At 71.4% G+C, this 24626-nt stretch carries 22 protein-coding genes and 1 tRNA gene; 9 read left to right on the top strand and 14 right to left on the bottom strand.

Going from position 1 to position 24626, the window contains the following annotated elements; all coding sequences use genetic code 11:
- Window positions 1-31: 31 nt before the first annotated feature.
- Both ODJ79_RS25175 and ODJ79_RS25180 read right to left on the bottom strand, forming a co-directional pair.
- Window positions 32-1354: an RNA polymerase sigma factor gene (locus tag ODJ79_RS25175; protein ID WP_263026035.1), complete on the bottom strand. Its 1323-nt coding sequence runs from the start codon at window positions 1352-1354 to the stop codon at window positions 32-34.
- Window positions 1351-1713: a YciI family protein gene (locus ODJ79_RS25180; RefSeq protein WP_263026036.1), complete on the bottom strand. Its 363-nt coding sequence runs from the start codon at window positions 1711-1713 to the stop codon at window positions 1351-1353. Before ODJ79_RS25180 ends, ODJ79_RS25175 begins: the two co-directional genes overlap by 4 nt.
- Window positions 1714-1858: 145 nt before the next feature.
- Here ODJ79_RS25180 and ODJ79_RS25185 point away from each other — a divergent pair, with 145 nt between their 5' ends.
- Window positions 1859-2296 (top strand): DUF6069 family protein, encoded by a 438-nt coding sequence (locus ODJ79_RS25185; protein ID WP_263026037.1) that lies wholly within the window; start codon window positions 1859-1861, stop codon window positions 2294-2296.
- Here the strand turns inward: ODJ79_RS25185 and ODJ79_RS25190 are convergent.
- Window positions 2259-2699 (bottom strand): RidA family protein, encoded by a 441-nt coding sequence (locus ODJ79_RS25190; RefSeq protein WP_263026038.1) that lies wholly within the window; start codon window positions 2697-2699, stop codon window positions 2259-2261. The genes ODJ79_RS25185 and ODJ79_RS25190 overlap by 38 nt on opposite strands.
- A gap of 329 nt (window positions 2700-3028) precedes the next feature.
- Here ODJ79_RS25190 and ODJ79_RS25195 point away from each other — a divergent pair, with 329 nt between their 5' ends.
- Window positions 3029-4060 (top strand): hypothetical protein, encoded by a 1032-nt coding sequence (locus tag ODJ79_RS25195; protein ID WP_263026039.1) that lies wholly within the window; start codon window positions 3029-3031, stop codon window positions 4058-4060.
- Between the two features lie 60 nt (window positions 4061-4120).
- Window positions 4121-4576, top strand: coding sequence for a GNAT family N-acetyltransferase (locus ODJ79_RS25200; protein WP_263026040.1), 456 nt, complete (start codon window positions 4121-4123; stop codon window positions 4574-4576).
- On the opposite strand, the gene ODJ79_RS25205 is transcribed toward ODJ79_RS25200, so the two are convergent.
- The 7 genes from ODJ79_RS25205 to ODJ79_RS25235 all read right to left on the bottom strand — a co-directional run bounded on the left by ODJ79_RS25205 (window position 4573) and on the right by ODJ79_RS25235 (window position 16630).
- Window positions 4573-5382, bottom strand: a complete 810-nt coding sequence (locus ODJ79_RS25205) for an alpha/beta hydrolase (RefSeq protein ID WP_263026041.1) — start codon at window positions 5380-5382, stop codon at window positions 4573-4575. The genes ODJ79_RS25200 and ODJ79_RS25205 overlap by 4 nt on opposite strands.
- 72 nt (window positions 5383-5454) lie before the next feature.
- The gene (locus tag ODJ79_RS25210; RefSeq protein WP_263026042.1) at window positions 5455-7863 is read right to left on the bottom strand and encodes a penicillin-binding protein; all 2409 of its coding nucleotides are present in this window, start codon (window positions 7861-7863) and stop codon (window positions 5455-5457) included.
- Between the two features lie 69 nt (window positions 7864-7932).
- Window positions 7933-8874 (bottom strand): NrfD/PsrC family molybdoenzyme membrane anchor subunit, encoded by a 942-nt coding sequence (nrfD, locus tag ODJ79_RS25215; protein ID WP_263026043.1) that lies wholly within the window; start codon window positions 8872-8874, stop codon window positions 7933-7935.
- On the bottom strand, window positions 8871-9725 hold the full coding sequence (locus ODJ79_RS25220) for a 4Fe-4S dicluster domain-containing protein (RefSeq protein ID WP_263026044.1): 855 nt from the start codon (window positions 9723-9725) through the stop codon (window positions 8871-8873). The genes nrfD and ODJ79_RS25220 overlap by 4 nt, the downstream gene beginning before the upstream one ends.
- Window positions 9718-12966 (bottom strand): formate dehydrogenase, encoded by a 3249-nt coding sequence (fdh, locus tag ODJ79_RS25225; protein WP_263026045.1) that lies wholly within the window; start codon window positions 12964-12966, stop codon window positions 9718-9720. Before fdh ends, ODJ79_RS25220 begins: the two co-directional genes overlap by 8 nt.
- Window positions 12967-13014: 48 nt before the next feature.
- On the bottom strand, window positions 13015-15936 hold the full coding sequence (locus tag ODJ79_RS25230) for a DUF4157 domain-containing protein (protein ID WP_263026046.1): 2922 nt from the start codon (window positions 15934-15936) through the stop codon (window positions 13015-13017).
- A gap of 85 nt (window positions 15937-16021) precedes the next feature.
- Window positions 16022-16630, bottom strand: a complete 609-nt coding sequence (locus ODJ79_RS25235; RefSeq protein ID WP_263026047.1) for a TetR/AcrR family transcriptional regulator — start codon at window positions 16628-16630, stop codon at window positions 16022-16024.
- A gap of 84 nt (window positions 16631-16714) precedes the next feature.
- Here ODJ79_RS25235 and ODJ79_RS25240 point away from each other — a divergent pair, with 84 nt between their 5' ends.
- Window positions 16715-17131: a nuclear transport factor 2 family protein gene (locus tag ODJ79_RS25240; RefSeq protein WP_263026048.1), complete on the top strand. Its 417-nt coding sequence runs from the start codon at window positions 16715-16717 to the stop codon at window positions 17129-17131.
- A gap of 90 nt (window positions 17132-17221) precedes the next feature.
- Complete coding sequence (locus ODJ79_RS25245) at window positions 17222-18493, top strand: OFA family MFS transporter (protein WP_263026049.1); 1272 nt, start codon at window positions 17222-17224, stop codon at window positions 18491-18493.
- Window positions 18494-18551: 58 nt separating this feature from the next.
- Here the strand turns inward: ODJ79_RS25245 and selD are convergent, their stop codons facing one another.
- Window positions 18552-19559, bottom strand: coding sequence for a selenide, water dikinase SelD (selD, locus tag ODJ79_RS25250; protein WP_411267368.1), 1008 nt, complete (start codon window positions 19557-19559; stop codon window positions 18552-18554).
- Window positions 19560-19600: 41 nt separating this feature from the next.
- On the opposite strand from selD, the gene ODJ79_RS25255 reads away from it, so the two are divergent.
- The 4 genes from ODJ79_RS25255 (at window position 19601) to ODJ79_RS25270 (ending at window position 21904) form a co-directional block, all read left to right on the top strand.
- Window positions 19601-19696 (top strand) — tRNA-Sec (locus ODJ79_RS25255).
- Window positions 19697-19941: 245 nt separating this feature from the next.
- The gene (locus ODJ79_RS25260) at window positions 19942-20439 is read left to right on the top strand and encodes a hypothetical protein (RefSeq protein WP_263026051.1); all 498 of its coding nucleotides are present in this window, start codon (window positions 19942-19944) and stop codon (window positions 20437-20439) included.
- A 64-nt stretch (window positions 20440-20503) separates the two neighbouring features.
- Window positions 20504-21046, top strand: coding sequence for a copper resistance protein CopC (locus ODJ79_RS25265; RefSeq protein WP_263026052.1), 543 nt, complete (start codon window positions 20504-20506; stop codon window positions 21044-21046).
- A 189-nt stretch (window positions 21047-21235) separates the two neighbouring features.
- Entirely contained in the window at window positions 21236-21904 is a 669-nt protein-coding gene (locus ODJ79_RS25270; protein ID WP_263026053.1) for an HAD family hydrolase, read from the top strand.
- On the opposite strand, the gene ODJ79_RS25275 is transcribed toward ODJ79_RS25270, so the two are convergent.
- The 3 genes from ODJ79_RS25275 to ODJ79_RS25285 form a co-directional block, all read right to left on the bottom strand.
- Window positions 21838-22800, bottom strand: a complete 963-nt coding sequence (locus tag ODJ79_RS25275) for an alpha/beta fold hydrolase (RefSeq protein ID WP_263026054.1) — start codon at window positions 22798-22800, stop codon at window positions 21838-21840. The genes ODJ79_RS25270 and ODJ79_RS25275 overlap by 67 nt on opposite strands.
- A gap of 72 nt (window positions 22801-22872) precedes the next feature.
- Window positions 22873-23217, bottom strand: a complete 345-nt coding sequence (locus ODJ79_RS25280; protein WP_263026055.1) for a VOC family protein — start codon at window positions 23215-23217, stop codon at window positions 22873-22875.
- A gap of 32 nt (window positions 23218-23249) precedes the next feature.
- Window positions 23250-24617, bottom strand: a complete 1368-nt coding sequence (locus ODJ79_RS25285) for a pyridoxal phosphate-dependent decarboxylase family protein (protein ID WP_263026056.1) — start codon at window positions 24615-24617, stop codon at window positions 23250-23252.
- Between the last annotated feature and the right edge of the window lie 9 nt (window positions 24618-24626).

Below are 24626 nucleotides of genomic sequence, written 5' to 3' on the forward strand. Positions count from 1 at the left end.
GCCGGAGCCGACGCGATCGTCGGGCCGAGCCTCAGCCGGCCCGGTCGCCCTCGAAACCCACGTCGCCCGCATGCAAGCCATCGTCCGCTTGTGCATCGTCTCGGCCGGCGACCGGAGCGCTGTCCAGATCGCCGGCCCGGGCGGTGAGGTATCGCCGCTCGGGGAGGCTGGCGGTGCGCCGGGCGGCCTCCCGGTAGTCGCCGGCGGCGCCGGCCAGGTCGCCGGCGAGCTGCCGCAGGTGCGCCCGGGTCGCCAGCAGCCGATGGTGGCGCGCCAGCCGGCGGTCCGACTCCAGCCCGGCGACCAGCGCCAGCCCCGCCGCCGGGCCGTGCACCATGGCGGTCGCCACGGCCCGGTTCAGCGTCGTCATCGGGTTCGGCGCGACCCGGTCGAGCAGCTCGTACAGGCCGAGGATCTGCGGCCAGTCGGTGTCCGCCATCGTGGGCGCCTCGTCGTGCACCGCCGCGATCGCCGCCTGCAGTTGGTAGGGGCCGGGCTCGCCGTGGGGCAGGACCCCGGAGACGAGGGCGGTCCCCTCGGCGATCAACGACCGCGTCCACCGGGTGCGATCCTGCTCGGCCAGCGGGACCAGGGCGCCGTCCGGCCGGGTACGGGCCGGGCGGCGCGCGTCGGTGAGCAGCATCAACGCCAGCAGACCGGCCGTCTCGGCGTCGTCGGGCAGCAGCCGGTGCAGCATGCGGGCCAGCCGGATCGCCTCGCCGGACAGGCTCGGCCCGGTCAGCTGCTCGCCCGAGGACGCGGTGTAGCCCTCGTTGAAGATCAGGTAAAGGACCTGCCGGACCGCGTGCAGCCGCTCGTGGCCCTCGCCCCGCGGCAGGTCGAACTCGAGGCCGCCGGCCTTGATCGCCGCCTTCGCGCGGCTGACCCGCTGGGCCATCGTGGCCTCGGGCACCAGGAAGGCCGCGGCGATCTGCGCCGTGGTCAGCCCGCCCACCGCCCGCAGCGTCAGCGCGATCTGGCTCGGTGCCGACAGCGCCGGGTGGCAGCACAGGAACAGCATCGTCAGCGAGTCGTCCCGGTCCGGATCGGTGAACGCGTCGGCCGGCCGCGCGAGCAGCTCGGACTGCGGCGTCGCGGCGAAGACCGTGTCCTCGCGCAGGCGCCGCGCGTCCGCCCGGCGTAGCTCGTCGATCAGCACGCGCGAGGCGACTGTCAGCAGCCAGCCGCGCGGGTTGTCCGGGATCCCGTCCGCCGGCCACCGCCGGGCGGCCCGCAGCAGCGCCTCCTGGGTGGCGTCCTCGCAGGCGTCGAACCGGCGGTAGCGGCGGGTGAGCGCGCCGAGGACCTGCGGCGCCAGCTCGCGCAGCAGGTCCTCGATCGGTGGCGGACTCACACGTCGGTCGCGGAGTCGTGCAGGATCGGCCAGACCTCGGTCGGGTTCTGGTCCGCCCAGGGCAGCTCGGCGGCGAGTTCGTACGCCCGCTGCTCGCTCTCGACGTCGACCAGGTAGAAGGATGCCATGTACTCCTTGGTCTCCAGGTAGGGGCCGTCGCTGACCACCGGCGCGCCGTCCCTGCGCTCGACCAGCTTCGCCGCGCCCGCGTCGGCCAGCCCGTACCCGCCGATCAACTCGCCGGTCGCCGTGTACTTCTTGTTGTAGGCGTCCTGCTTGGCGATCTCGGCCGGCCAGTCCTCGGCCGGGATGGTCGACCACTTCTCCTGGTTGCCGTAGATCATCAGAAGGTATTTCACCGCGGCTTCCTCTCCGCCGTAGACGTGCTCTCACCCGGCAGACGAAGCCACCCCGGCGTTCTCGACACGGGTCATGTCGAGGATCGCGGACCGGCTTCGTCGTCCCCTGCGGAAGACACGATCCGAGTATCCGGGAGGAAACGTCATGTCCGACACGGAAGCCGTCCCGACCACGTCGTTCCTGGTGCGCCGCCCCGTCTGGCAGGTCTGCTATCTCGCCGCCCTCGCGGCCTGCGTCGCCGTCGAGGCGTGGGGGCTGGCCGCGCGGGCCGCCGGGGTGCCGATGCGGGCCGCCGGGCTCGGCTCGCACCACGCGACACCGATCACCGTCGGCATGTTCGCGATGGGCACGCTGGTCGTCACGTTCTGGTTCACCTTCGCCGTCGTGCTGATCGCCCGGTTCGCGACCCACCCCCGGCGCGTCTACCTGCGTACGACGTTGCCGCTGCTCGTCCTCTCGCTGGCCGCGCCGCTGCCGGCGGCGGACACCCCGGCCTCGACCAAGTTCGTCCTGGCCGCCGCCCACCTGATCGCGGGAGCGATCATCATTCCGACGGTCGCGTGGCGGCTGCGTTTCCGGTGACCGGCACGGCCGCGGTCACCTCCACCTCCAGCACCGCCCCCGGCAGGAACAGCGCGCCGACCTGGACCGTCGTGCTCGCCGGGGGCGGCGTGCCGGGGAACAGCCGGCGGCGGACGGCGCCGTAGGCGGGCAGGTCGGCCAGGTCGGTCAGGAAGGTGCGGATGTGCAGCACGTCGGTCAGCCCGGCGCCGTGCGCCGCCAGGATCGCCGCGATCAGTTCGAAGATCCGCTCGGCCTGCCGGCCCGCGTCGCCGGGCGCCACGACCCGGCCGTCGGCGTCGACCGCCACCTGACCGGAGAGCATCAGCAGCGAGCCGCCCGGCAGGTCGACGCGGGCGAGATGCGCGAACCGGTCGCCGAACGGGGCCGCGACGGTCGCCGGGTTGTCCAAGGTCATCCTCATCAGGCCGACGCTAGGCCGCGCATCGGCCGGCCACCAGCGACGGTCCGGCATGGCTGGCATGCTTGTCCATCATGGATACCCAGCGACCGGCGACCGGCTGCCGCGCGGGGTGGCGCTGATCGAGGAAGGCCGGGCCCTCCTGCCGTACGCGGAAAAGGGTCCTCGACGGCGCCCGGCGAGCTCGGCCGGGTGGCGGCCGGCCTGTTCGGGGGAGTGTCGGGTCGGCTGAACGGCCGGTCGCGCCGACCGCTCCGGCGTCCCCGATCGGTATCGGGCTATTCCGGCAAACCGTGCAGATGATGTTTTGTCCGATTGCTGACGGTATGTTCTTGCTCGACTCCCCGCTCGCTATCCCCGAGGTGAACATGCCCGTCGTGTCCCGTGGTGCCCTGCTCGTGGCCACCGCATCCATGGCTACCTGCGTCTTGGCCGGCCCGGGTGCGGCGTACGCCGACACGTCGACGGAACTGACCGCGGCCGAGGTGGCTGCCGAGTTCAAGACGGTGAGCGACACCTCCGCGAAGGCGGCCGCCGCCGGCTGGAAGGCCAACCTCAAGCTGGCCGTCGGTTCTTTCACGGGCAACGAGTTCCTCGTCGTCGACACGATCCACGGTGCGGCCTACGTGCGGTACAACCTCGGCGGCGAGCCCCAGTCGCGCTACATCGTCGTGGGCCGGGGAACGTACAACTACATCTCCGACCCGGACTCCCGCGAGGCGCTGAAGATGATGCGCCGCCCGTCGGTCAAGTACGTCTTCACCTCGGACAAGTCGACCTCACTGGACGGCGAGGACGGTGTCGAGGGAATGTCGCCGGGGCATTTCCTGGACCAAGAGACCAAGTACCCGGCCACCAAGACGGTGCACGACGACGGATCCACCGACTACCGGCTCAGCGAGGACGGCGACACCATGACGGTGCACGTCACCGCGGCCGGAGTGCTGGCGTCCGCGGACTACGTGTCCCACGCCGACAAGGACCACGACTTCACCGTGAACTTCGGGTACGGGTACGGGCCGCAGAAGGTGGCCCTGCCGACCGCCGGCATGACGATCAGTGACGCCTGGCTGAACGTCGGGCTGGCGTACTTGAACATGGCGCCCGCGGTCAAGTACGTCACCGGCGAGGCCGCCACCGACGCGCTGGATGACGCGAACGGCCACCAGGTCGCGGTGTCGCTGCTGCGGAACGTGACGAAGGACGACGTCCGGAGTGTCAACGACATGCTCGGCGTGCACATGATCAAGACCAAGAGCGTCAGCGGGGGCATCCGGGTGTACGCCAAGAACCCGTGGACGCACCGCACCGCCGCCTTCACGCTCAAGGCGTCCGGCAAGAAGGTCACCGTCGCCAAGAAGTGAACCCCCGCCAGGTCCTGTCCGGAACGGGCTCGAGTCCGGACGGGACCTAGGCTGGCGGTCATGGTGGACGTGCGGCTCGAACCGATGACCGAGGAACAGTTCGGACCCTGGCGGGCGGACGCCGAGGCGCACTTCACGCAGAGCGTCACCCGCTCCGGCGTGCCGGCCGAGACCGCGGCGGCCGAGGCCGCCGAAACCTACGCGACGCTGCTCCCCGACGGCTCCGGGACCGCCGGGCACCATTTCTGGTACGCCTGCGACGGCGACCGCCGGGTCGGCTTCCTCTGGCTGAAGCTCACCGGCACGACCGCCTTCGTGTACAACATCGCCGTCGAGCAGGACCAGCGCCGCAGGGGCTACGGCCGCGCCATCATGGAGGCCGGCGAACGCTGGAGCCGAGCCCACGGCGCGGCGACCATCGGCTTGCACGTCTTCGCCCACAACCACGGCGCCCGCAGCCTGTACGAGCAACTCGGCTACGTCGAGACCGGCCGGCGAATGTCCAAGCGTCTCTAGTGCGGTGAGCGGCCGAGAACGTCGTCCAGGAAGTCGGCGCCCGCCTCGGTGAGCGTGCCGATCGGGACGGAGGCGCCGGTGAAGACGTGGCCCGCGCCCTCGACCGGCAGCAGGTCGCACCGTACGCCCTGGGCCCGCAGCGCCTCGGCGAAGCCGGCCGCTTCGGCGAACGGGACGATCTCGTCGTCGGTGCCGTGGACCAGCTGGAACGGCGGCGCGGCCGGGTGGATCCGGTGCAGCGGGCTGGCCAGCCGGGCGAGGGCGGCGCGTTCGGCGAGCGGCCCGCCGAGCAGGATCGCCGGGTTGCTGAACGGGTCGTCGCGGTTCGGGCGGCCGGCGAGGTCGGCCGGGCCGTACCAGAGGATGACGGCCTGAATCGCGGTGTCGCCGGCGCCGGTGAGGCCGGCGATCGCCGCGAGCTGGCCGCCGGCCGACTCACCGAGCGCGGCGAACCGGTCCGGGTCGATCCGCAGCGCGGCGGCGTGGTGCCGCAGCCAGCGGATCGCCGCGTCGATGTCGGCCTGCTGCGCCGGGTAGGTCGCCTCCAGCGCCAGCCGGTAGTCGACGTCGGCGACGGCGTAGCCCCGGGCCACCAGTCGCTCGTGGAACCGCTCGTCCACCGTCCACACCCGGCTGCCGCTCATCCAGCCCCCGCCGTGGATCCACAGCACCACCGGGAACGGCCCCTCCCCCGGCGGCACATGCAGGTCGAGGTGCAGCGGGCGATATCCGAGCGGAGTCGACACCACGCAGTTGGCGTGCGTCAGTGTCGTGCGCGCTTCCGGAACGGGATGAAGATCGATCACAAACCCATTCTTGCGTACGGCGTCCGGTGCCGCCCGGGTGCGTAGTAGCCCGGGCGGCCTCGGCGGGATCCGTCAGTGGCCCGGGCCGTGTTTCTTGCCGCCCTTGGTGCCGGGCTTGGGGGGTGCGGCACCGCCCGGTCCCAGGCTGATCTCCAGCACGATCGCCGTGTTCTTCGGGGCCATGCTGCCCGGCCTGGTGTCGGCCACCGTGCCGGCCGGGCAGCTCGAGGCAACCTGGCCGCCGACGACACCGATGAAGCCGGCGTTCTTCAGCTCCGCCTGCGCGTCCGCCACGGTCGTGCAGGACACCCCGGGCACCGGCACCATGTCGCCGATGGCGACCTTGGCGTCGCCGGGCTTCGGGAACTGGACGCTCGGCTTGCCCCTCATGTAGTCGGCCACCGTGTTCCAGACCGCGGGGTTGACCTGGCCGTGCGACATGTGCTGGCTGGTTTGCGGCCAGTCCGGGTCGGCGAGGTAGCCGGCCACCACGATCGAGGTCGTGCCGAGGATCAGGGCCGCGGTCTTGGAGCTGTCGGTGGTGCCGGTCTTGCCGAAGACCGGGTGGTCGACGACGCCGTGCGCCCCGGGCGCCGTGCCCCCGCCGCCGCAGCTGCCCATCTGGGCCGAGTCGCCGACCGGGCAGCGGGCCGCGTCGAGCGCCGCCCGGGCCACGTCGGCCGAGACGACCCGGCGGCAGTTCGCGCTGCCGACGTCGATCTTCTCGTTGTCCTGGGTGACGATCGCCTTGACCGGCGTCGGCGCGCAGTACTTGCCGTCGGAGGCGAGCGTCGCGTACGCGTTGGCCAGGTCGAGCGGGGTGGACTCGGAGACGCCCAGGGTGAAGGCGCCCCACTGCTCGGCGTTGCCCGGCTTGGCCAGGTCGGCGTCGTTGGAGGCGCGGAACTGGATGCCGAAGTCCTCGGCGGTCTGCACCACGTTGCCGGCGCCGACCTCCTCCTCGAGCGGCACGAAGAACGTGTTCACCGAGTGCCCGAACGCCGACCACATGTTGTAGACGCCGGCCTCGCTCTCGCCCGCGTTGCCCGGGCAGTAGAAATGCGTGCCCGGGCAGGCGGCCGGGCTGCCCCGCTCGACGATGTAGTGGGTCTGTGCCACCTTGCCCGCGTTCATCGTCCTGGTCAGCGGGATGCCCTGCTTCAGGGCCGTCACCATGGTGAACAGCTTGAACGTCGAGCCGGCCTGGTAGCCGTCGACGTCGCCGCCGCCGCTGATGATCGGGTTGGTGGTGTTGGGGTAGGTGCCCTTGATCTTCCGGTCACGCTTGGCGGGGTTCGAGGAGAGGAAGTTCTTCGAGTCGTCCAGGCTGAACGTGCGGTTCGCGGCGAGCGCCAGGACCTGGCCGGTGCCGGGCTGCACCGCCGCCAGCATCAGCGCGTCCTTGTTCTTGTTGCCGATCTGCTCGGTGATCCGCTTGTGCGCGGCCGCGGTGGCCTTGAGGTCCATCGTGGTGACGACCCGGTAGCCGCCGTCGTTGAGGCGCTGCTCCCGGTCGTACGTGGTCGCGCCGAAGGCCTGCTGGCCGAGCCACCAGCGGGTGAAGTAGTCGCAGAAGAAGCCCCACTCGTTCTTGCTGACCGAGACGCACCCGTTGCCGGTCTTCTTCACCTTGTGCGGGATCTGCTCCTTCGCGGCGGCCGCCTCCTGCGCCTGCGTGATCGCGCCGGTGGTCACCATGCCGTCGAGCACGTACTGCCGCCGGGTGACCGCCTGCGGGTAGCCGGTCGCCGTGGTCGGGTTGAAGCTGGTCGGGGCCTTGACCATGCCGGCCAGCAGCGCGGCCTGGGCGACGTCGAGGTCCTTCGGGCTCTTCTGGAAGTAGATCTGGCTGGCCGCGAAGATGCCGTACGCGCCGTTGCCGAACGGGGCGATGTTCAGGTACCGCTCGAGGATCTGCTGCTTGGTCAGCTCCTTCTCGACCTGCATCGCGTACTTCATCTCGGTGATCTTGCGCTTCGCGGTGTCCTCGGTCGCGGACACGACCTGCTGCGGGGTGGTCGCCGAGTAGGCCAGCGCCATCCGCACGTACTGCATGGTCAGGGTGGAGGCGCCCTGCTTGGAGCCGCCGCTCTGGTCGTTGACGAACGCGCGGACGGTGCCCTTGATGTCCACACCGCTGTGGTGGTAGAAGCCCCGGTCCTCGGCGGCGATGATCGCGTTCTGCATGTTGATCGAGATCTGCGACAGCGGCACGTCGCTGCGGAACTCGTCGTACATGACCGCGATCTGCGTCTTGTTGTCCGACGCGAAGACTCGAGTGATCTGGGGGGAGCTGAACGCTTTCAGCTGACTCGGCAGCGACGCGAACGCCTTGCCGCCCGCCTCGACGGTCAGGCCGGACATCGCGGCGGCCGGGAACGCCGCGGCGGCCACCACCACCCCGGCCAGGGCACCGCAGACCACCAGCGAGGCCGCGTTGGTGAAGATGTTGTGATCACGCCGACGGAACCAGGAAGACACGCGGGAACCCTACCGGCTCAATCCGTGAAGCCGATGTGAGGTCCGGAGGTGATCACGTAAACGACGCTCCTAATCGGTCGATTTCCCCGCGATTCGCGACTTCTGGGGGATCACCGTGTACCGCGGGTCCCGCGCCGAGGCCATACCCCCATCAAAGATCCCGAATCGGGTGATTGCGGACGCCGCGAGCAGGGACAGGCCGGAGAGCGCGGACACCATCCGGCTGCGCCGGCCGAGCACCGCGCCGGCCACCCCGGCCGCGGTCAGGGCGCGCCCGGCCCGCAGCAGCCGGCCCGCCGTCCCGGTCGCGTAGGGCTCGCTGAGCAGACCCTTTGTGGTCTCGATCCGGTGCGCGCCGTAGAGCTCGAGGGCCGCGCCGAGCACCGCCATCCGCCGGGCCGGCGGGCTCGGATCCGCGATCAACCCGACGCCGGCGCCGCTGGCCAGGGCGCTGCCGGCAAAGACGAAAGGCAGTTCCGGGTACGCCGCGTGCCAGCTCGGCGTGGCCGTGTCGGCCAGCAGCACGGCGGTGTAGGTGGCCAGCGCGGGAGCGATCGCCCCCGCGGCGAGCCCCGCGGCCGACCCGACCGGCGGCAGCACCTTGCGGACGAGCCGGGACGGCACCAGCGGGGCCGCCTCGGCCACCGCGGCCGCACCCGCCGCCGCGCTGAACGCCGAGAAGATCCAGGTGCCCATCGACATCGGCGACGTCGGCTTGGCCACCCGCAGCATGTGGTGGAACCGCTCCGGCCGGCCGAGGTCGGCGACCAGGAAGTAGCCGCTGGCAGTCACCGCGCCCAGCGCCGCCACCCGCCCGGCCCGGCGCAGGCGCGGCCGGCCGGTGGCCTGACCGCCCGCGGCGAGCAGGGCCGACCCGGCCGCGAGCCCGCCGGTGAACAGGTACGCCGCGATGTCGTGCGTCCACGGCGCGGGCCGCACGATCGGCCGGCCGTAATAGGAGCGGAAGTCGGCCTTGGGCACCATCGGCCGGTCGCCGCCGCGGGGGCTCATTTCCGCCGTCCCAGGAACGCGACCGCCACCGAGGCGGCCATGGCCAGCGCGGCGATCCCCGCACGCTTCCACATGTCGGGCAGATCCTTCGTCGTCACCACCGGGTCGGGCGGCAGACCGTACACCTCGGGCTCGTCCAGCAGGAGGAAGAACGCGCCGTCCCCGCCGACGCCGTCCTCCTGGTCGTGGCCGTACAGCCGGGCCGACCCGACCCCCTCGGCCTGCAGCTTCTCGACCCGCTCGGCGGCGGCCTCGCGCAGCAGGTCGAGCTCGCCGTACTGGATCGACTGGGTCGGGCAGGCCTGGGCGCAGGCCGGCGTCAGGCCGTCGCCGATCCGGTCGTAGCACATCGTGCACTTCCACGCCCGGCCGTCGCCCTCGCGCCGGTCGATCACGCCGTACGGGCAGGCCGCCACGCAGTACCCGCAGCCGTTGCAGACGTCCTCCTGCACCACCACGGTCCCGAACTCGGTGCGGAACAGCGCGCCCGTGGGACAGACGTCGAGGCAGCCCGCATGGGTGCAGTGCTTGCACACGTTGGACATCATCAGCCAGCGGAAGTCCGGTTTGTCCTGTCCGGGCATGCCGAGAAACACCGGTTCCGGCTGGGGCTGCTCGATGAAGGCCACGTGCCGCCAGCTGTTCGCGGACAGGCCGCCGGTGTTGTCGTACGACTGCCCGAGCAGGTCGAACCCGTCGTCCGGGATGGCGTTCCACTCCTTGCAGGCCACCTCGCAGGCCTTGCACCCGATGCACACCGACGTGTCGGTGAAGAACCCCATCCGCGGTGGCGCGTCGACGTAGCCGGCGTCCGGCGCCGGGTCGAGCGGACCGTACAGACTGTTAGCCATCGGCGTCCCCGGTGGTGACGATCGGCGTGTGGTGACCCGGGATCAGCCCGGCCCGGCGGCGGTATTCCTCGACGTACGCGAGCAAGGCTTTTCCGATCGGACGGCGGCCCGGCTGGATGTCGCAGGTGCCGACCTTGCTCTCCTGGATCAGCACGTTCGGGTCGAGCGTGATGCCGATCAGGTCGTTCGCGGAGTCGCCGGTGACCAGGCCCTCCGAGCCCCAGTGGTAGGGCAGCCAGAGCTGGTGGATGGTGCGGCCCTCGATCCGCAGCGGCGTCAACCGGGCGGTGACCAGCACCCTCGCCTCGATCGCGGCGCGCGCCGTGACGATGTGCGCCCAGCCCAGGTGGGTCAGCCCCCGCTCGGCGGCGAGCGCCGGCGAGACCTCGACGAACATCTCCGGCTGCAGCTCCGAGAGGTACGCGAGCTGCCGGCTCATCCCGCCGGCCGTGTGGTGCTCGGTCAGCCGGCTGGTGCTGAACACGTACGGGAAGACCTCGCTGTGCCGTTCCGGCGGGCTCGGGTTGGTCGGGTTGTCCTCCCGGTCGTAGACCTTGCGGGTCGGGTTCGCCTGCTGGCCGTACAGCGGGTTGCGGATCGTCGACTCGGCCGGCTCGTAGTGCGTCGGCATCGGACCGTCGATCAGCCCGGTCGGCGCGAACAGCCAGCCCTTCCCGTCGCCCTGCATGATGAACGCGTCGTCGCCGGAGATCGCGGCCACGCCGGTCGCGTCGTCGGCCGGCCGGTACGAGGGCGGCTTGGTCTTCTCGAAGTCCGGCACGTCCTCGCCGGTCCACTCGCCCTTCTCCGGGTCCCACCACACGTACTTCTTGCGCTCCGACCACGGGTTGCCGTCGGGGTCGGCCGAGGCACGGTTGTAGAGCGTGCGGCGGTTGGCCGGCCAGGACCAGCCCCACTCCGGCGCCACCCAGTTCTGCTCGCGGCCGGGCTTGCGGCGGGCCGCCTGGTTGACGCCGTCCTTGAAGACCCCGGAGTAGATCCAGCAGCCGCCCGAGGTGGACCCGTCCGGCTTCATCTCGGTGAACCCGGACAGCAGCTTGCCGGTGGTGAGGTCGTACCCGTTGATCTCCTTCAGCACCGCCTCGGAGTCCGGCTCGTCATCCCCGTACTCCCAAGTCAGGTTTTTGATCCCTTGGTCCCTGGGCAGCGTGGAGTCGGCCAGCCGTTCCCGGATGCGTTTGCCCAGGTGGTAGAAGAACCACAGCTCGCTGCGCGCGTCGCCCGGCGGCTCGACCGCCTGCTCCCGCCACTGCAGCATCCGCTGGGTCTGGGTGAACGTGCCCGCCTTCTCGGCGTGCGAGGCGGCCGGCAGGAAGAACACCTCGGTGCGGCACTGCTCGGGCACGATCTCGCCGGTCGCCGCCTCCGGCCCGCCCTTCCAGAACGTCGCGCTCTCGATCAGGTAGAGGTCGCGGACCACGAGCCAGTCCAGGTTCGCCATGCCCAGCCGCTGGGCTCGGCCGTGCGCCGAGCCGACCGCCGGGTTCTGGCCGAGCAGGAAGTACCCCTTGATCTTCCCGTCGATCATGTCGAGGGCCTGCCGGTAGGTGCCGTGGTCACCGGTGAGTTTCGGCAGCCAGTCGAAGCCCCAGTCGTTGTCCTCCCGCGCCGCCGCGCCGAAGTACGCCTTGAGCAGGCTCACCGCGTACGACTCCGCGTTCGACCAGAAGCCCTTCTGCCCCGGGTGCCGGATCGCGTCGACCCACTGGCGGAACGTCTCGTGCTGCCCGTGATGCGGCATCGGCAGATAACCCGGCAGCAGGTTGAACAGCGTCGGGATGTCGGTCGAGCCCTGGATGCTGGCGTGGCCGCGCAGCGCGAGCACCCCGCCGCCGGGCCGGCCCATGTTGCCCAGCAGCAGCTGGATGATCGCGCCGGTGCGGATGTACTGCACGCCCACGCTGTGCTGCGTCCAGCCCACCGAGTACACCAGCGCGGTGGTCCGCTCCCGGCCCGAGTTCGCGGTCCAGGCCTCGCAAACGTCCAAGAACCTTTCCTTCGGTACGCCGCAGAGCCGCTCGACGACCTCCGGGGTGTAGCGCGCGTAGTGCCGCTTCAGGACCTGGTAGACGCAGCGCGGGTGCTGCAGTGTCGGGTCGCGCGGCACGTCCCGGTGGATCGGCGGCCCGTGCGACTCCTGCTGAAGGCCGGCGCCGGTCTCCCGGCCGATGTGGGTGTCGCCGTGATCGCCGCCGTCCTCCTCCTGCCCGGCGTACATCCAGCTGCCCTGGTGATAGGTGTTGGTCTCCGGATCGAAGCCGGAGAACAGCCCGTCCAGGTCCTCGGTGTCCCGGAAGTCCTCACTCACGATCGTGGACGCGTTGGTGTACGCCAGCACGTACTCCCGGAAGTCCTTCTCGTTGCTCAGGATGTAGTTGACCACCCCACCCAGGAACGCGATGTCCGCACCCGCCCGCACCGGCACGTAGGTGTGCGCGAGCGCGCTGGTCCGGGTGAACCGCGGGTCGACGTGAATGATCTTCGCGCCGCGGTTCTTGGCCTCGACCACCCACTGGAAGCCCACCGGGTGCGCCTCGGCCATGTTCGAGCCCTGAATGACGATGCAGTCAGCGTTTGCCAGATCCTGCAGGAAGCTGGTGGCCCCGCCACGGCCGAACGAGGTCCCCAGACCGGGGACGGTGGCGGAGTGTCAAATACGGGCCTGGTTCTCGATCTGGATCGCGCCGATCGCCGTGAAGAGCTTCTTGATCAGATAGTTCTCTTCGTTGTCCAGCGTCGCGCCGCCCAGGCTCGAAATGCCCAGCGTGCGGTTGAGCGGCCGGTTGTGATCGTCGCGGTCTTCCCAGGTGGCGTCGCGCGCGGCGAGCACCCGGTCGGCGATCATGTCCATCGCCGTCTCGAGGTCGAGACTCTCCCACTCCGTCCCGTACGGCCGGCGGTAGAGCACCTGCCGCTGCCGGCGGTCGCTGGTGACCAGGCTCAGGCTGGCCGACCCCTTGGGACACAGCCGGCCACGGGAGACCGGGCTGTCCGGGTCCCCCTCGATCTGCACGATCTTCTCGTCCTTCACGAAGATCCGCTGACCGCACCCGACGGCGCAGTACGGGCACACCGAGCGGGCGACCCGGTCGGCGGTCTCGGTGCGGGCGGTCAACGACCTCGACCGCTCGGACTGCGCGGCCGCGCCCCGGCCCAGCGGGTCGGTCCCGGTCAGTTGCCGATAGACCGGCCATCCCTCGATCCACGTCCGGACGCCCACGAGATCGACCCTAGCCGTTCCGGTCCCCGCCCGCACGGATCGCTTCTTTTACTGCGTCGGGGTCCCTGCCGGTGCCGGTGTGGCGGTGGCCGCGGTCGAGGCGGCCGCCTGGTCGGCGACCAGGCGTTCGGCGCGGGCGGTGAGGTCGGCGGCCCGGCCGCCGGTCTGCATGGCGGTGAAGTTGAAGCCCTCGCCGCGCAGGGACGCGGTGATCGCGTCGGTGGCGACGTCGTTCGGCACCACCCCGACGAAGCGGGTGTTGTTCGGGCTGATCCGGACCGTGGTGGGCACGCCGTCCACGAGGATCTGGGTCGGCACCTCGTCCAGGTGCGGGGCGATGTCGTCGACGTCGGTCGTGTTCGGCGAGAGTCGTTCGACGTCGCGGCGTACCTGGCCGCCCAGCTCGGCCTGGGTGACGGTCTTGCGCAGGCCCTTGTCCGCGGAGACGACATCGATCGCGGCCGGGGACAGCGTCTCGCCGCCCCGGGCGACCGCCTCGGCCTCCGCGGTGAGGTTGGCCCGGCGCAGCACGTTCACGACGGCCGCCCGGTTCTCCTCGATGACGAACCGGGCGAACTCCGCCGGGTCGCCGATGCCCTTCGACGCCGTCCGCAGGCCCTGCGCCGCGCTCCGGCCGGCCTTCGCCTCCAGCACCGTGACCAGCTCCAGCGTGCCGTTGGGCAGCCGCCGGGCGATGACCCCGTCGGTCAGCTGCAGGCCGGCCAGGTCGGTGATGCGATGCCCCTCGATGACTTCCAGCCCGGCCGCGTCGGCGACGCCCAGCACGTCGGACGAGCCGGTGGCCAGCCGCCGGGCCACGTCGACGTGCATGAGCTCCTCGAACAGCTGGCCCTTGACCTGGTTGACGTCGGCGCCCTTGGCGAGCACCCGGACGATCGCGTCGTCGGAGAGGTCGAGCCCGGCCAGGATGGCCCGGGCCCGGGCCAGCTGCTCCTCGGCGATCTGCAGCCCGGCCTGCTGGATCCCGAAGCGGCCGGCGGCCCGGGCGGTGAGCCGGGCGGCGGCGTCCTCGCCGAGCTGCTCGACGGCCTGCCGCCGGAACGCCGCCAGTGCCATCGCATCGGCGTTCGCGGTCAGGGTGCGGGCCGCCTGCCGCAGCCCCTTGGCCACCGGCGCCAGGTCGATCAGCAGGAACGCCGCGTCCAGCAGCACCCAGGTCAGGGTGGGTTCGTTGAGCGACAGGTCGGCCACCGCCGGGTCGAGGGCGATGTTGTCGGCGGCGGACTCGTTGAGATAGGTGTTGATGCTGCCGTAGAGCGAGCCGGCGCCCCAGGCCGCGGCGACGGCGGCACCGACCGCGGGGGTGAACAGCAGGCCCGCCACGATCGTGGTCGTGATCGCCAGGGCGGCCTTGACCCAGCCCAGGAACGCCTCGTCGCTCTCGATCGACTTGATCCTGGTCTCGATCGCCGCCAGCAGCGTCTCGTGCGTCACGCCGAGCCGCTCCTGGGTGATCCGGATGACGTCGCGCATGTTCCAGACCTTGAGCTCGTCGTCCTTGATGGCGCCGCGAACCCGGTCGATGTTGGTGAGGATCTCCTGGACCGGGGCGCCGACCATCTTGCCGAGCTCCATCGGGTCCGCCGCGGAGAACGAGCCCGGCGTGTACTCGCTGCTCAGCAGGATCGGGTACGACTTGCCGTAGGCGTACCGGGCCGCGTTGAAGATCGGCAGCTGCTGGGCGAGCAGCTGCCGGTTACGGTCCAGGTTGGCGATGTCGACCATGACCGACTGCTCGTTCGGCGGCACGTTCCGGGCGAACTCCTCGGGCGTCAGCACCCCGGCCGCCGGCGCATACTTCGAGAGCGCCTGCTCGGCGGCCTGGATGGACAGGATGAGGCTCTGCGGTGCCAGCTCGCCGAGCGCCTTGTCGGCGGCGAGCAGGCCGTCGATGTCCGGGGAGCAGACCAGCTTGGAGTAGCGGTCGAGCTCGCCCTGCGCCTCATCGGCGTTGTGCTGCAACATGTCCAGGGCGACCTGCTTGGCCTCGTCCAGGAAGCGCCTCGGGAACCAGTCGTTCACCAGGTTCAGCAGGTCCTGCTCGGAGGGTACGTCGAGCGCGATCAGCTCGTGTTCGATCTGGAGGGTGAGCTCGGTGTCCATCGCCTTCAGCGCCTCGTAGTCGGTCGCCGCGACGTCGTCCACGCCGGAGCGATCGGCCTGGTCGGCCTCCATGGCCACGAGCGCCGCCCGGGTGTCGTCCCGCCGCTTGATCTTGGCGACCAGGCCGGCGCCGCCGGTCGCCTGGTGCAGCTTGGCCGTGTCCGCCTCGTCGAGGCTGGGCTTGAGCAGACCGCGGTAGCCCTCCGGAATGTCCGAGCCGCCGCCGGCATCGGGCACCCGGGCGATCCCGGCCGGGCGGGTGACGCCGGCCTGCGGGCCGGGCGCCCCGGAGACCCACTGCTCCGCCGTACGCTCGGCGGCCAGCTCGTGCGCGTCGCCCGGATCGCTGACGCTCAACCCGCCGCCGGCCGGCGCGGCCGGCGTCTGGGTCGTGTGCACCAGCTCGTGCGCGAGCACCCGCGACCCGTCCGCGGTGTCCGGCCGATACTCGCCGCGGCCGAAGAACACGTCGGAACCGGCGGTGAACGCCCGCGCCCCGACCGCCCGGGCCAGGTCGGCCGCCTCGGCGTCGCGGTGCACCCGCACGCCGTCCAGCGCATCGCCGCCGGCCACGCCCCCGAACCGCTCCCGCACCTCGGGCGCGAGCCGCTCGCCACCGCCCCGCTGCCGGTTGACCCGCCCGGCGACGTCGGTCGCTGAGTCGCCGGCCTCGCCCGCGACGGACCGCATCAGACGTACGGCCATGGCATTCCCGCCGGTCTGCTGCACCTGCCGCAGCACACCGGCGAACCCGGCCAGGGCCGGCGCGGATTCATGCCGCTCGGCGCGGATCGGGGGCTCGGTCGCGGCCTCGGAGGCATGCTCGTGCTCGCCTGCGGTACCCATTCGGTCATAGTGGCAGAGCCGCGCCCCCGCATCCATCGACTCACACGCGCCGATCCCGTCGTGCCCGGCGGCCGGCGGGCGCCTTCTATCGGTCCGCGGGGCCGGAGCCTGCCAGTTCCTGGAAGCACGGCCGGAGCAGGTCGACGATCTGCGAGGGGGAGGCGTCGGCCAGCCGCCCGAGCCGCAGCAGGTACCGCTCGATGATGACGCCGTGCACGATCGCGCTGAGCAGGCTGGCGCGTAGCTCGGCGTCGTCGCCCGGGATCGCGGCGGTGATCTGGCCCAGCTGTGGCTCGGCGGCCGCCCGGTGGCGGTCGGCCGCGCCCGCGTTGGTGAGCATCGAGCGCAGTACGGCGAGCGACGCCACCGGTTCGCTGTCCAGACGCTTGGCGAGGGAGCCGAGCAGCGCCTCGGCCATCCGGGCGGGATCGCCGGCGGGCAGCTCGTCGGCGGGGAGCTCGTCGGCGGGCAGCTCGTCGGCGGGGAGCTCGGCGGCCCGGGCAAAGAGCTCGTCCTTGGCTCCGAAGTAGTGCATGACCAGCCCGGCGTCCACTCCGGCCGCCCGGGCGACCGCCCGGATCGTGGTTCGGTCGTAGCCGAGATCGGCGAACATCTGGCGGGCCGCGGCGAGGATCCTCTCCTCGCTCTGCCGGCGCTGCTCGGCCCGGGTCGGCCGCGGGCTCGGTTCAGTCACCTGTTCATTCTACGGTTGTTGACCGACCTCCGAGTTCGTTCTACGGTCGTTCAATCAACAACCGTTCAACGAAAGGCGGCGGCGATGACCGCACGGGAGATCGTCGAGAAGGTGTTGCGGGCCGGCCGAGAGACGGACGTCGAGGCCCTGGTGGGCCTGATGGCGCCCGACGGGATCATCGAGTGGCCGTTCCGGCCGGCCGGGGTGCCCGGGAGACTTCAGGGGCGCGACGAGATCCGCGCGTTTCTGACCGAGGCGGCCAAGGGCTTCGTGCGATTCTCCGAGTACCGGAACGTGGTCATCCACGAGACCACCGACCCCGAGGTGGTCATCGTCGAGTATGACGCGCTCGGGACGGTTCTCGATACCGGCGCACCGTTCTCCCAGACCGTGATCGCGGTCTTCCGCGTACGCCATGACCTGGTTTTGTCCTATCGGGACTACCTCAACCCGTTGCCGCTGGCCGAGGCGCTCGCGAGCCGGGCCCGAATCGGCAACTAGTGTGCGGCCACTGGCTAGCCACGGCATCGACGGTTCACGATCGTCGAAAGGGGGAAACCGAGGGGGGACCACTTCGACAGGGAGGTCGCCATGACGACGTCCAGCAGCAGCAACCCCACTCGTGGCCGGTGGTGGATCGTGGTCGCCGCGGTGCTCGTGCAGCTCGCGCTCGGCGCGGTCTACGCGTGGAGCGTGTTCAACAAACCGCTGCAGGCCGAGTTCGGCTGGAGCAAGACCCAGGCGGTGCTGCCGTTCGAGGTGGCGATCGGCACGATCTTCATCGGCAGCCTGGTCGGCGGGCGCATCCAGGACCGGTACGGGCCCCGACCGGTCGCGTTCGGCGGGGTCGTCCTCTATTCGGCCGGGATCATGCTGGCGTCGCTGGTCTCCTCCCCCGGCCAGCTGTGGCTGCTGGTGCTGACCTACGGGGCGATGGGCGGGATCGGGCTGGGCGCCGCGTACATCACGCCGATCGCGATGCTCGCCAAGTGGTTCCCGGACCGGCGCGGCCTGATCACCGGCATCGCGGTGGCCGGGTTCGGCTTCGGCGCCGTGATCACCGCGCCGGTGGCGAAGGCGCTGCTCGGCAACACCGCCGACAAGACCAGCGTCTTCCTGCCGCTGGGCATCGCGTACCTGGTCGCCGGGCTGATCGGCGCGACCTTCTTCCGCAACCCGCCGGAGGGTTACGCGGTGCCCGGCTTCGTGCCCGCGTCGACCGGCCGGGCCGTGGCCGGCACCCGGGTCTACACCCTGCCCGAGGCGCTGCACACCCGGCAGTGGTACCAGCTGACCGCGATCCTCGCCCTCAACGTGACCTGCGGCATCGGCTTCATCTCGCAGGCCGCCGACTCGGCCGAGGACATCGCCGGCGTCGCGGCCACCACCGCGGCGACCATGGTCGGCATCCTCGGCCTGTTCAACGGCGGCGGCCGCATCTTCTGGGCCTGGCTCTCCGACCGGGTCGGCCGGATGCAGGCGTTCCTGGGCATGCTCGGCCTGCAAGCGATCTGCTTCGCGATTCTTCCGTTCGCGGCGGCCTTCGCCCTGTTCGCGATCCTGGCGGCGTTCATCTACCTGGCGTACGGCGGCGGTTTCGGCACCATGCCGGCCACCTCGGCGGACTACTTCGGCACGCCGAACGCGGGCGCGATCTACGGCGCGATGATCGTGGCTTGGAGCATCGGCGGGGTGGTGGGGCCGCTGCTCACCGCCGCCCTGTACGAGGCGAACAACCAGTCCTACACGCTGCCGTTCCTGGTGCTGGCCGGGATCGCGCTGGTCGCCATGGCCCTGCCGCTGATCACCAAGATGCCCTCGCCGGCCGGCGTGGCGGCGGAGTCGGCCGAGCCGGCGCGCTGACCCCCGGCGGAGGTTTGTCCGGCCGGGGCCGTCAGCGGAGGTTTGTCCGGCCGGGCCGTCAGCGGACGATCACCGTGGTGCCGTCCGCGCGGGCCGGCAGCAGTTCGCCGACGACCGGGTAGCCGGGGATCTCGCCGGCCACCAGCAGGCCGCCGGACGTCTGCGCGTCGGCCAGCAGCAGCAACTCGCCCTCGGGGGTCGAACCGGCGTCGAGGGACGGGCGTACCCAATCGAGGTTTCGCTTTGTTCCGCCACTCACGAAGCCGTCGGCCAAGGCCTGCCGGGCGCCGGGCAGATAGGGCACGGCGGCAGCGTCGACCCGGGCGGTCACCCCGCTCGCCCGGGCCAGCTTGTGCAGGTGACCGAGCAGGCCGAAGCCGGTCACGTCGGTCGCGCACACCACACCGGCCCGCAGCGCCGCCTCGGACGCGTCCCGATTGAGGGTGGTCATCGCGTCGACCGCGGCGGGGAAGACGTCGCCGGTGGACTTGTGCCGGCTGTTCAGCACGCCGATGCCGAGCGGCTTGGTCAGGGTGAGCGGCAGCCCGGCCGCGCCCGCGTCGTTGCGCATCAGCCGCATCGGGTCGGCCACGCCGGTCACCGCCATGCCGTACTTGGGCTCGGGATCGTCGACCGAGTGCCCGCCGGCAACGTGGCAGCCGGCCTCGCGGGCCACGTCGAGCCCGCCCCGCAACACCTCGGCGGCCAGCTCCATCGGCAGCAGATCGCGCGGCCAGCAGAGCAGGTTCACCGCCACGACGGGCGTGCCGCCCATCGCATAGACGTCCGAGAGAGCATTGGCCGCGGCGATCCTCCCCCAGTCGTACGCGTCGTCCACCACCGGCGTGAAGAAGTCCGCCGTGGCCACCACCGCGGTGCCGCCGGCGATCCGGACCACGGCCGCGTCGTCCCCGTCGTCCAGCCCGACGAGCAGCTCCCCCACACCGGACGGCACGCCACCGACCAGACCTGAGACCACCGCCTCGAGCTCACCGGGCGGAATCTTGCAGGCACAGCCGCCGCCGTGCGCGTAACCGGTGAGCCTCTTGACCGCTTCGATCGTCACCCTGCCCACTCTGGCACGGGCGGGATGGATAGGCTCAGCGAGGAGGCGTTCAGGCGGCTGGTGCCCCTCGCAGTCTTCAAAACTGTTGTGACCCGGCATCCGGGTCAGGCGGGTTCGATTCCCGTCCGCCTCCGCCAATCCGGTCAGACCCCGGCCGGCCGGCGGGACCTCTCCCTGCTCGCACCGGAAGCCTCCGAGTCCACTGGGTTTGTGTGGGTAGATCTAGGGTGACTCCGGCCCGCTCGGATGGTCGGAAGCCTGCGCGGGCGCGACCTGTGCTCCGTAGGGTCATTTCGTGTCCTGGGAATGGCGTGCGGGAATCATCGGGTGTTCGGCCGTCCTGACGCTTGTGAGCGGTTTCCTGCCCTGGTGGACGATGCGGGTGGGCACCGAGACGTTCGTGGGATCGGCGTGGCGAATGTCCTCCCGATGGACCGCGTCGATCTGGCTGACGGCGGCAGCCGCGGTCGGATGGCTGGCGTGGCGGATGGCCCGCGGGCGAGTGCCGGTGGCGATATGGCTCGCGGCCCTGGCCGCGATTGCGGTCTCGGTGTTGCTGACACTTCAGCAGCGCAGCGATGTCGAGACTTGGCCACCGGCCGAGGTCACCGCGCCCCGAGAGTCGGAACTTCAGGCGTCTGCGGTAGCGATGGTGTCTGCCACCGAGTTCGCAGAGTCGCTGATGCCACGTGATCACCTACGGCGGTACACCGACCCTGGCATCGAGGCCGGCCCGAGTTACGGCTTCTGGGTCGGGCTCGCCGGCATGACCCTGACCGGGCTGTCGTTGGTCGTTGCGGGCAGGGGCGGTCGGTACTCCATAGATCTTCTTCGTCGGCATGGCCGAACGGGGGACAGCGGACGCGGCCCGGATCCGTGATCATCTCACCGTGCTCCGATGCTCTATTCCCAACCGCCTATGCCTGCGCGTTGCGACGGTACTGATGCTGCTGATCGGCTCGGGGCTCCTGGCGGCCGCGCCCGCCGCAACGCCGGCCTGGGCCAGCACCACCCTGCTCCAGAGCTGGCCACAGGCCGACTCGACGGTCACCGAAGGATCAATCGACAAAGTCGGCCTCAGCTTCACCGAGAACATCGACGCCAATCTCAGCAGTGTCGTCGTTCGCGGATCCGACGGCTCCACCTACAACGACGGCCACCTGCAGGTGCTTCTCTACACCAATCTCGAGCAGCAGGTCCGCCCTCTGCCCGTCGGGGAATACCAGGTGACCTGGGTCGCGGCGACCGGCACGGGAGACCCGGCTCGAGGCGAATTCCGGTTCACCGTGACACCCTCGACGGCCGCGGCGACGCCGGTGGCCGCCCCGTACCAGCCCACCTATGACGGCGGCGGCCCCGGCGAGTGGCTTTGCCTCGGGATAGTTGCCCTCATCCCGCTGACCCTGTTCATGGTCATGCTCCGCCGGCGACACCGGCGGGAGATGGACCTTCCGCCGGCCCGGCCGGACAGAGGAACCGAATGGTAGACCTGACCGGCCGCCGCGGCAGCACCATAACGGCTCGCACACAAACCGCAGCAGATGCCGCCGGCCGGAGATGGTTCGACGCAGAGAATCGTTGCCCGTAGGGCGGCAGGCCGGAAAATTGCTGGCCATGCTGCGGTCTCTCGGAGAGGACCGGTGGTTCGCGACGCTGATCTCGGGTACCCCACATCCATGCGATCCGGGGTTCTCTTCGACGTCGACGGCACTTTGGTGGATACCACGTACCTGCATACGGTCGCCTGGTGGGAGGCGCTGCGGCAGCTTGGCGCGGACGTACCCATGGCGAGGATCCACCGGGCCATCGGGATGGGCTCGGACAAACTGCTCGACCACCTGCTCGGCGACGCCCGCGACCGTGACCAGGACGAGCAGGCCTCGACCGCCCACGACGTCCTTTACGGGGCCTGGTGGGAGCGGCTGCGCCCGCTGCCCGGGGCGGCCGAGCTGCTTCGAGCGGTGGCCGAGCGCGGCATCGCGGTCGTGCTCGCCTCGTCGGCCAAGGAACCGGAGCTGAAGCAGCTGCGCCGGGTGGTCGGCGCGGACGACGTGATCGCCGCGGCCACCTCCTCCTCGGACGCCGAGGAGAGCAAACCCGCTCCGGACATCCTCCAGGCCGCCATCGAGCAGTCGGGCGTCGACCCGGGTGCTGCGGTCTTCGTCGGCGACTCGGTCTGGGACGTGCAGGCCGCTGCCCGTCTGAGCATCCCGTGCATCGGCCTGGTCTGCGGCGGCACCTCCGCCGACGAGCTGAGCGAGGCCGGCGCTGTTGCGGTCTACGACGACCCGGCCGCGTTGCTGGCCGCGCTCGACGATTCCGTGATCGCGAAGTTGCCGACATAGGAGTGGGTCTGCAGCAGGCGGCGCCAGCGGCCGGCGTCCCACCGTTTCGGTTCGGTTCTCTCGACGAAGTCGGTCAGCGCGCGGACGAACTCCTCGGGCGCCTCCCGGTGCGGGAAGTGCCCGACGCCGGGCAGAACCACCGACCGCGCTCCGGGCATCAGGGAGGCAGCGGCCTCGGCATGCGAGACGGGGAGGACGTGGTCCTGGTCGCCCCAGATCACCAGCGCCGGCAGGCCCTGGGTCAGGTAGGCGCGGTCACGCATGGTGATCAACTGTCCGCGCCAGTCGGCGACGTGCCGCAGCACGTGCAGGAACGCCGACCGGGCCGCCGGGTCGCGTAGCCCGGTGTGCACGGTGTACGCCTCGTTCAGGTCGGCCGCGAGCGCGGCCGGCGCGACCAGGCCGGCGGCGGCGCGCAGCGCACCGAGGGCGAGGCGGGACGGCGGCAGCTGGCTGAGCCGCAGCGCGAGCGACGCGCCCGGCAGGGTCAGCGCCCGGAACGCCACGCTCACCTGCGAGCCGAGCCCGCCACCGGCGACCACCACGAGCCGGTCGGTCCGCTCCGGGAACTGGTAGGCGAACTGCATCGCCACGCCGCCGCCGAAACTGTGGCCGACCACGGTCACCCGGTCGATGTCGAGCGTGCCGAGCAGATCCCGCATGCCGTTGGCGTAGCCGCCGATGCTGTAGTCCGCCCGCGGCTTCGCCGACCGGCCGTGTCCGAGCAGATCGGGCACGATCACGGTGTACCGCTCGGCGAGTGCCGGCGCGACGATGTCCCAGGTGTCGCCGTCGGATCCGATGCCGTGCACGAGCAGCAGTACGGTCGGGCCGGTACCCAGGAGCCGGAAGGCACGAGCGTGCCCGTGCACCTCGACGATCCGCTCCCCGTCCATCCGCGAAGCATAGATAGCCGACGTTTCGCCGCAGTAACCTCAGCCCGCCGGGCGCGCGCGCCGCAGCAAACTTCAGGACGCCGGCGGCGCTACCAGGCAGAGGACGTGACCGTCCGGATCGGTGAGCACCGACTGCCGCTCGCCCCACGGCTGGTCGGCCGGGGCATCGACGATCGCGGCGCCGGCCTTCTCCGCCGCGGCGGTGGCCGCGTCGACGTCCGCGACGACGAAGCTGACGGCGACACCGGCCAAGCCCGGGGTGGGCGGGCGCTCGTGCAGCAAGAATTCGATCTCCGTACCGGGCACGGCAAGCGCCACGATCTCGCCCGCGGAGTACTTCTCCGCCAGTCCCAAGGCGTCCCGGTAGAGCGCCAGCGCCCGCTCCCGGTCCGCCACCGACACGATGATCCGTCGCACTCCGCGTACTGTCACAAGGGAACCTTAGGTGATCAGAGGCAGCGCAGGATCGCCGCCACCGAGCGGTCCACGTCCTGCGGCGTGGTCGACCAGTTCGACACCGAGATGCGCATCGCCGCCTGCCCGCGCCACGTCGTCCCGCTCATCCAGCAGGTGCCCTCCCGCTGCACCTTCTCGATCACCGATCGCGTGACGTGGTCGTCGGCGAAGCGGACCAGCACCTGGTTCAGCACCACCTCGCCGAGGATCGTCGCGCGGCCCGAGGCGGTCAGCCGTTCGGCGAACCGGGCCGCCAGGTCGCAGCACCGTTCGACCAGGTCCGCCACCCCGTCGCTGCCGAGCGCGCGGATCGCCGCGTAGACCGCGAAGCCCCGGGCCCGCCGGGAGTGCTCCGGCCCGTAGTCCAGCGCGTCCCGCTCGCCCTCGGCGCCGTGGATCAGATAGCCGGCCCGGGTTCCCATGGCCGTGCGATGCGCCACCGGGTCGGCGCAGAAGACCAGGCCCGAGTCGTACGGGACATTCAGCCACTTGTGCGCGTCGGTGGCCCACGAGTCGGCCCGCTCCACTCCGGCCACGAGGTGCCGCAGCCGGGGACTCGCCGCCGCCCAGAGGCCGAACGCCCCGTCCACGTGCACCCAGGCGCCGTCCGCGTGGGCCAGGTCGCAGATCTCGCCGACCGGGTCGAACGCGCCGCTGTTCACGTTCCCGGCCTGCGCGCAGACGATCGCCGGCCCACTGCCCGCGGCCAGCGCCGTACGCAGTTCCGCCGGCCGCATCCGCCCCTGGTCGTCCATCCCGACCTCGACGATCGAGCCGGTACCGGCCCCGAGGAACCGCAACGCCCGGTCGATCGTCCCGTGCCGGCCCTGCCCGGCGAGCACCCGCACCCGCGGCGCACCCCACAGCCCGTCCGCCGCGACGTTCCACCCGGCCCGGCCGAGCACCGACCCGAGCCCGATCGCGAGGCCGGTGAGGTTGGCCATCTGCGCGCCGGTGACGAAGCCCGCCGACACGCCGGCCGGCAGCCCGAGCAGCGTCGCGAGCCACCGCGCCGCGACGTCCTCGACCACCGCGGCGGCCGGCCCGAGCACGTACAGCCCCGCGTTCTGGTCCCACACCGAGGTGAGCCAGTCGGCCGCGAGCGCCGCCGGCGTCGCCCCGCCGATCACGAACCCGAAGAACCGCCCGCTCGACGACGCCACCACGCCCGGGTCGGCGTGCCGCGCCAGCTCGGCGATCACCTCGCGCGGGTCGGTGCCCTGGGCGGGCAGCGGCAGGTCCAGGGCCGCCCGCAGTGACTCGAGCGTGGCGTTGCTGCCGACCGGCCGCGCCGGCAGCCCCTCGAGGTAGCGGACCGCGTACCGACCGGCCTCGTCGAGGACTTCTTTCCATTCCGGCATACCAAGAGG

The organism is Actinoplanes sp. KI2 (assembly GCF_025630775.1).
Classification (GTDB): Bacteria; Actinomycetota; Actinomycetes; order Mycobacteriales; family Micromonosporaceae; genus Actinoplanes.